The sequence below is a fragment of the uncultured Paraglaciecola sp. genome, assembly GCF_913058035.1.
Taxonomy (GTDB): Bacteria; Pseudomonadota; Gammaproteobacteria; order Enterobacterales; family Alteromonadaceae; genus Paraglaciecola.
This window is the reverse complement of sequence record NZ_CAJXPA010000182.1, coordinates 1-7,918: the sequence shown is the minus strand read 5'-3', so window position 1 is coordinate 7,918 and position 7,918 is coordinate 1. Positions and strand designations below refer to the sequence as shown.

General features: G+C 40.9%; 5 protein-coding genes. 3 read left to right on the top strand and 2 right to left on the bottom strand.

The features are described from left to right. The first annotated feature begins 152 nt into the window (after positions 1 to 152). Genes QZ562_RS17600 through QZ562_RS17590 form a run of 3 tightly spaced genes read left to right on the top strand, consistent with a single transcriptional unit; the run spans position 153 to position 5,129 of the window. Entirely contained in the window at positions 153 to 458 is a 306-nt protein-coding gene (locus QZ562_RS17600) for an NADH-quinone oxidoreductase subunit K (RefSeq protein WP_293763066.1), read from the top strand. Beyond that, entirely contained in the window at positions 448 to 1,923 is a 1,476-nt protein-coding gene (locus tag QZ562_RS17595) for a proton-conducting transporter membrane subunit (RefSeq protein ID WP_293763063.1), read from the top strand. Before QZ562_RS17600 ends, QZ562_RS17595 begins: the two co-directional genes overlap by 11 nt. Positions 1,924 to 1,925: 2 nt before the next feature. Next, on the top strand, positions 1,926 to 5,129 hold the full coding sequence (locus tag QZ562_RS17590; protein ID WP_293763060.1) for a proton-conducting transporter membrane subunit: 3,204 nt from the start codon (positions 1,926 to 1,928) through the stop codon (positions 5,127 to 5,129). Positions 5,130 to 5,920: 791 nt separating this feature from the next. Here QZ562_RS17590 and QZ562_RS17585 read toward each other — a convergent pair. Both QZ562_RS17585 and QZ562_RS17580 read right to left on the bottom strand, forming a co-directional pair. Next, on the bottom strand, positions 5,921 to 6,532 hold the full coding sequence (locus QZ562_RS17585) for a manganese efflux pump MntP family protein (RefSeq protein WP_293763057.1): 612 nt from the start codon (positions 6,530 to 6,532) through the stop codon (positions 5,921 to 5,923). A 124-nt stretch (positions 6,533 to 6,656) separates the two neighbouring features. Next, entirely contained in the window at positions 6,657 to 7,874 is a 1,218-nt protein-coding gene (locus tag QZ562_RS17580) for a hypothetical protein (RefSeq protein ID WP_293763054.1), read from the bottom strand. Positions 7,875 to 7,918: the final 44 nt, after the last annotated feature.

Genomic DNA, 7,918 nt, shown 5'->3' with positions numbered 1-7,918 from the left:
GGACTGTTTATCATAAGCATCGAATTTGCAGCCACATTTTCGATTAGTATTACCTTAGTACTTTTTTACTGGGTTATCACCACGTTTCACCTAACCACTCACTTAACCAACCACTTAACGAACCACCCGGCCACACGTCAGACAGATAGTTCATGAGTCAGTCATTTATCTATAGTGCTTGCGCTATATCGTTGTTTTGCATAGGGCTTCTGGGGTTTATGTTACTCACTGATGTTATCCGTAAAGTGCTGAGTATTAATATCATGGGGATTGGCATCTTTATGCTGTTAGTCGCCACTTCTGCATTAGCACCTGATTTAATTGACCCCATTCCGCAAGCAATGGTGTTGACGGGCATTGTTGTTGCGGCCGCTGGAAGTGCTTTGATGTTGCAACTAGCCATTCAAATAGATCAACAACTCAGAACTGACAAGGTTGGGGGTAAAGATGCAAATTGATGTTAACTGGTTTGAATATTTACCTTGGGTAATTATGCTGCCACTGGTAACTGCAATTTTTTGTTTTATGGTTAAACATATATGGGTTCTCAGGACTGTCAGTCTATTCTCGGCGATAGTGCTGGTCATCTACACCTGTGCTATTGCTTACGCTGTAACAATGCTCGAAACACGCCAGTTTACCTACGAATTAGGAGGATGGGCGTCGCCACTTGGTATTGGTCTTGTACTTACCCCTCTGTCTGCGGTGTTGATTGCGATGACGGCGATTGTTGCTTTGGCTATTTCATTTTACGCAAGTGGATATTTTTCATATCAACAAATAGAGCGACGATTTTGGTCACTCTGGTGGCTTTTATTGACGTCATTGTTCGGCATTTTTATGGCTTCTGATATTTTTAATATATATGTCATGCTTGAGTTAATGGGATTAAGTGCAGTAGGTCTGATTTCTTTACAAAAAGGCATCGAAACCTTAAAGGCCGCTTACCAATACCTGTTAGTAGGACTGTTTGGCTCTTTGCTGTATTTACTTGGTGTTGCTCTGCTGTATCGCGAATACGCGGTGTTAGATATTAATTTACTCACAGATATGATGACTAACTCTGCATTGAGTCAATTTGCACTATTGTTTATCACTTTAGGGCTTTTACTTAAAACGGCTTTATTTCCTCTACATTTTTGGCTACCCGCTGCTCACTCTTCAGCACCAGCACCAGTGAGTGCCGCCTTATCAGGTATTGTGGTTAAAGCTACCTACTTTTTACTTTTTCAATTTTGGTTTGTGATAATGGCACCTGTGATTACTTATTCGGCGACTGTATTTATGGGTCTGCTTGGTATGTTGGCAGTGATTTGGGGGTCGTGGCAGGCTTTTCGTAGTCGGCGACTCAAACTGCTTGTCGCTTATTCAACGGTGGCACAATTAGGTTACCTGTTCATCCTGTTTCCATTATATTTTTCCTCACCAGAATTAGCTAAACCAGCCATGCTGTATTTTGTCATCGCACATGCGTTTGCTAAATCTGCGATGTTTATGGCAGTAGGCAGTATTCAAAAAATTGCAGGGTTTGATGACATCCATAAGTTGTCAGGCATATCTGCTGCATTACCCGTCAGCACCTTTACCTTTGCGATCGCCAGCGCGAGTTTAATTGGCTTGCCGCCAAGCGGAGGCTTTATTGCCAAATGGTTAATTTTGAGTAGCGCAATCAGCGCTGACCTATGGGCTTGGATAGTGGTGATACTCGTTGGTGGTTTGTTATCCGCCGCTTACCTGTTCAAAGTATTAAACCAATTTTTTACCACATCAAACAGCCAGTTTGTGGTTAATTCAGTTCGTGGAGCGGATTTCAGGACCTATGCGGCACTAGCCCTGGCACTGCTCACTATTGCATTAGGTTTAAACGCATTATGGTTATTTGATGCGTTAAATCCCGACGTTATTTTAAGAAAAGGAATATAAACATGTTAGCCGTTAATCTTCCTGCCATTATTTTACTCAGTGCACTTGCCACCAGCTTAATGATATTCAGTATACCCGAGCGTATGCCAAGGCTACGCACCTGTTTCAACATGTTCAGCGCAATATCGATTGTAGTGCTAGTAGCCGCACTGGTAACGGGCGTTTATTCAGGCATAGAATATGAAACAAGACTACCTCTTCTACCCAACGTAGATTTAGTATTACAAGCTGACAAGTTATCTTTATTATTTGTCAGCCTATCGGCTTTTTTATGGTGTATCACCACCATTTATGCCATTGGTTATTTTAAAAAGGGTAAAAACCTATCTCGATTTTTTGGGTTTTTCAGCTTGTGTGTATTTGCCACATTGGGTGTCGCACTGGCAGGTAATCTAATCACATTTGTGATTTTCTATGAACTTTTAACCCTCGCTACTTATCCTTTAGTGGTGCATAAAGGGAATAAAGCGTCTTTACAGGCAGGAAAAATATACCTCACCTATACCTTAATAGGTGGAACGGTGTTGCTAATTGGTGTGGTTTGGCTGAAATCAATGGCGGGCGCGCTAGATTTTACTAGTAGTGGTGTACTGGCATCTTTGCCAGACTTGCCTACCCGCGAATTAATTATTATTTTTGCTTTATTGATGATTGGGCTGGGAGTTAAAGCCGCACTGGTGCCATTACATGGCTGGTTACCGGTGGCAATGGCTGCCCCCGCTCCTGTTAGTGCATTGTTGCATGCGGTTGCGGTTGTCAAAGCAGGCGCATTTGGTATCGTCAGAGTAATTTATGATGTATACGGTGTCGAATTTTCTAGTTCCCTTGGCGTCACGACCTTTCTTGCCTTTGCTGCAGCCATCACCATCGTTTACGCTTCTGTTCGAGCCTTATATCAAGATGATTTGAAAAAAAGACTGGCATACTCCACCGTCAGTCAGGTTTCTTATATCGCACTGGGCGCAGCCCTCGCAGGGCCAATGGCGACTATAGGCGGTATTGTTCACTTAGTTCATCAAGGATTAATGAAAATAACCTTGTTTTTCTGTGCAGGTAATATTGCTGAAACCACCGGCGTTCATAAAATTAGTCAAATGGATGGCTTGGGTAAGCGGATGCCAGTCACCATGACCGCTTTTACCTTGGCAGCCTTTGGTATGATAGGCATTCCGCCATTTGCTGGTTTTGTTTCAAAATGGTACCTCGGCATTGGTGCAATAGAGGCACAAGCTTACTGGGTACTTTTAGTTTTGGCAGCCAGTAGTGCGTTAAATGCCATGTACTTGTTACCGATCGTCTACCGAGTTTGGTTTAAACCTGCTGTATCCACAAGTGTAAAAAAAGTGACCACCAAAGACGCCAATTGGATGATGCTTTTACCTCCTGTTTTAACTGTCAGCTTGGCATTAGCAGCGGGACTATTGGCCAACAGTCAATTTAGCCCTTTGTACTGGGCTAAGTTAATTGCCCAGCAGGAATACCCAAGTTTATTGATCAGTAACACCTTGCCTGTCTCAGGTGAGCACTTGATGTTGGGCATATTAGTGGTTATTCCTTTATTGCTTGCACTTACAATTTTATTGCCAAGAGTGGGCACAAAATTGTCTTCATTGACGCCACTAGCGGCTATTCCAGCTTTGTTGGCAAGTATGTTTTTAAACGCTCAGCAGACCCAAGCATCTTGGTTATTCTTTGGTAGCGAGTTTTCTATTGACGAAACCAGTCGGCTTATGATGTTTTTGGCCGCCTCACTTTGGCTTATCTGTGGTGTTTATAGTCTAATTTATCTATCAGCCGGAAAACCCCGTAAACTATTTTTTTGTTACTTTAATTTAGCTATGAGTGGCAGCTTTGGACTGATATTAAGTCAGGATTTATTTGGGTTCATCACATTTTTCACTTTGATGAGCCTTGCATCTTACGGCTTAATACTGCACGACAAAACGCTACAGGCGAGGATTGCTGGAACATCCTATATTCGCTGGGTAATAACCGGTGAAATACTACTCTTCACCGCTTTTTGTTTATTGTATGGATTATATGATCACACCCCATTAAAACCGACGGGTTACCACACAGCACTAAGTTTAGTGCTGATGGGTGGGTTTGGCATCAAAATGGGTCTCTTAGGTTTACATTTTTGGCTACCCAAAGCGCACCCTGCAGCTCCAATTCCTGCGAGTGCGATACTCAGCGGTTTGATGGTGAAATCAGGCCTAATAGGCATGATCAAGTTTATGCCAAGTGAACCATCATATGATCTAGTGACAGCCAACAGCTTGATTGTCGTTGGGCTAACAGGCACCTTTGTGGCAATTTTATTGGGTATGATGCAACGCAATCCTAAGGCTTTATTAGCCTATTCAACGGTCAGTCAAATGGGGCTTTTAGCTGCGTCATTTGGAATATTTATGCATCAGCCGAGTGATTGGATGCTGCTCGCTATTGTATTTTACTGTTTACATCACGGTTTTGCCAAAGCGGCTCTATTTTTATCTATTGGCACTATTCCACTTATGGCCGGTTCCACATTACAACGTGCCGCAGGTATCGGTCTTATAATATTGCCAGCACTAGCCATTGTTGGACTACCCTTTTTATCCGGCGGCTTTGCTAAAACGTTACTGAAATCTACTTGGCAGGATTATATAATGCTCTCTACAATGTTATCAATCAGTGCGATAGGCAGCACGCTACTGATGTTGAAGTTACTGTATTTAGCTCGCCAAATTGCATTAACTAGTGAACTACCCAGTGCTAAACACAAAAAGTTAATTTTACCTATTGGTGCTACGTTAGCCGTGATGCTTGCATTGCCGTTCATATTTCATGACATCCCAGGTAAATCGCTCCCCAGTTGGCAAAATATAACGGCTTTAACTTGGCCGATCATACTCGGTATATCGACTTGGATACTGTTGCGAAAAGTTAAACTGGAAAATGATATGTTCGGGCGGTTTAGCCAATTTAGTGACCACTGCAAAGACTTTTTTCAAGCTCAGAGGCAAGAGCAAAATCAAGGTAAGAGTCAGGCAACACAGTCGTTTTTCAATAAAATGACTGAGCACAACTATATTAATATATGGTCTAACAAAAATAGGACAGTGGTCACATGGCACAATAAACTAATGAGTTGGCACATTAATCAGTCGATAATCATCGTGGGATTAGCAATGGTGCTTGCATCCACCTTATATTGGGGCTGATAAATAGGCAACCACAAGCTGTAGCGACTAAATCACGCACTTTTTTAAGTTCGATCCTGTGAGCCTAGGTATCACTCAATTTATGCAACCAGCCTAAAGTTTCATTAAAGCTTGGTGGTTGCTTTGAGTCTTTCGCTATCATAATTGTCATGGATAAATAATTTGGCTGACTGTCTTTTGACTCTGTTTTGACTGTAAAAAAGTCTTGTGGATTGTTCGCAATTTTAATATTAGCCAGATTAGCAGCATTGGCGAATATTCGAACAACAAACAGCACAAATGGGTATCAGATTCATCTAAGGACGATGTATGTTCACCCGAACCATGAGGATTTTATTTACACGCTGATCTTGTTTAATAATCGCGGCCGACACATCACAACTCAGGAACCAGGTATCGAGAATAATGAACCTTGTCTTAGGCCAATAACCGCTGAATTATAAAAAGTATCTCTGTTTATACGTCTTGAACTTTTTGTGCGAAGGGATGGGGGGGGAAGCTGGAGTGTGGAGTGGTGAACATATCTCAAGATGTCAATACTGCCTCATCGCATTAAAGCCCGATCAAAATGAAAGGCTGTTTTAGCCCGCACATATTTCAACACGTTCACTTCTTTGCTTGGTTCTTGAGCTTGGATATTACCTACACCGAACACTAAAACATAGCCATCAACGAACAGATAGACGTAACTGTCAACAATAAATACATTTGTAAAACTTCTTTATTTAGATGCTATTAAGACTGTCGAATATTACGAAATCGCTCCCATATAGGGGCAACCCATAAACTACTCAAACAAAAAGTAATTTAAAACCGATTAATACCAGCACAATACCGCCGAATAATTCAGCTTTACTTTCAAGCCAGGTTCCACATTTGGCTCCAATAAACACCCCAGTAACACTAAAAATTAGTGTTACTGAGCCAATTATTGCACATGCTACAAACGAATTTACACTAAAGATGGTCAGTGTGAAACCTGCAGCTAACGCATCTATGCTTGTTGCTACAGCGAGAAATAACATCGCTTTATGGGTGATATTTGCGCTGTCTTTTTTAATGATATTTGCAGAATTTTTTGAAAGACTATTAACAATTTTATTTTCAATGTTGTTTTCAATGACGTTTTCAATGTTTCCTGAAATAGACTCATAAATCATCTTGCTACCAATTAAAAACAGAAGAATAAACCCTATCCATGATGTATAGGCATCAGCCCAACCAAACACTTCTCTACCACCTAGGTAACCTATTAACGGCATTATTCCTTGGAAAAAGCCAAAGTATAGCCCGGCCATAATGCCTAAAGATGTTGTTTTATGAAAAAATTTTGAACCTAGTCCTATTGAGACAGCAAATGCATCCATGCTTAATGCTATTGCCAGAATTATTACTTCAATCACTTTTATATTCTCTAATCAATAAACTATCTTGAAAAACACAACGGTAAAAGTCAAAAATGAAAAGTTAATTTTAAAAACCAATTTTAAAAACTAAAGTAAACGCATCAAAAAAATAAAATAATTGTTACAAATCAAGCCACGCTTTCACCACTGCATAGACATTAATGTCGCTTAGCAGCTGCATATGATTAATATTAGTGCCTATCCATTGACGATTATCAGGAATACGTAAATTAAAGTCTGGATCTTGATGCTCACCCAATGCACTTTGAATCCTAACCAGTCCATCGCCCAAGGGGTAATTGATACTTTCTTTAGCACTGCTTGCTACTGCAAAACACTGAACAGAATGCGGTAATGGCAGAGGCAATCGTTGATCACCACTGAATTCAAAGCGTTCGGTAGTATGCCAATCCGATTCTTGCACATTGCCATAACGTAAATCAGTGATCCCAGAGCTACGTACCTTAACTAAACGTGCAAATGGCACAGTGTATGAATGCGCACCTAAAATTAAATCAATCCAATTACCCGCTTTTTCAAGAGCGGCTCCATGATGCGGCGTTCCTAAAAACACTAATTTCTTGAGCATTGCAGGCCATCTGTGACCGCTATTTTCTGCTACATGAAAAGCACTACGAGAAACCAGTCCTCCCATGCTGTGAGCTAATATATTAATGTCTAACTGCTTATCTGTTAGGTCAACCAAGGATTGCAATAAATCCGCAAACTGTTTGCCGTTATCAGAAATATGTAACCCAGAATTATAATGTAAATAAATGGCCCCCATACCCAACTCTTTTTCTAACTCAGCACCATGATCATGACCTTCTCGACACCACTGCATGTCATTCATACACAAGCCATGTAGCATGATAAGAAGTTTGCCTTCACTTTGATTGATAACGTCTAACAGCTGTTCATCATTAAGAGTGTTCCCATTTCTTCTAAAATGCATGGGGATAGCCAATGAATTATCACTGGCAAGCAAATAATCACCCAACACTCCGTTTAGCGCAGCCAGCAAAGATTGTGTTGATGTTGAATCGGGTTGAGAGGCTAAGGTTTTACTTATTGCTGCCAAAGGTGTATCAATACTTTTACCAACCAACTCTGTCACATTTCGAATGTTGCGATACACCAATCCGCTTATGCCTGAAAGCCGTTCTTTTTCAGTTGCAGATTTTAATGCTGAAAGTGGACTGACACGTTTATGCATTGATTCAACAATATCAGTAATAGCTAATACTGCATCAATGGTTAAGCGACCCACACCTTGGGTTTTGGAATGAGCAGTTTTCGTAGAGGAACTCTGATTTTTATCTTTGGGATTAGCGTTCATAGATATCTATTTGAATGCATCATAAGGTCATATATTCTAACAAG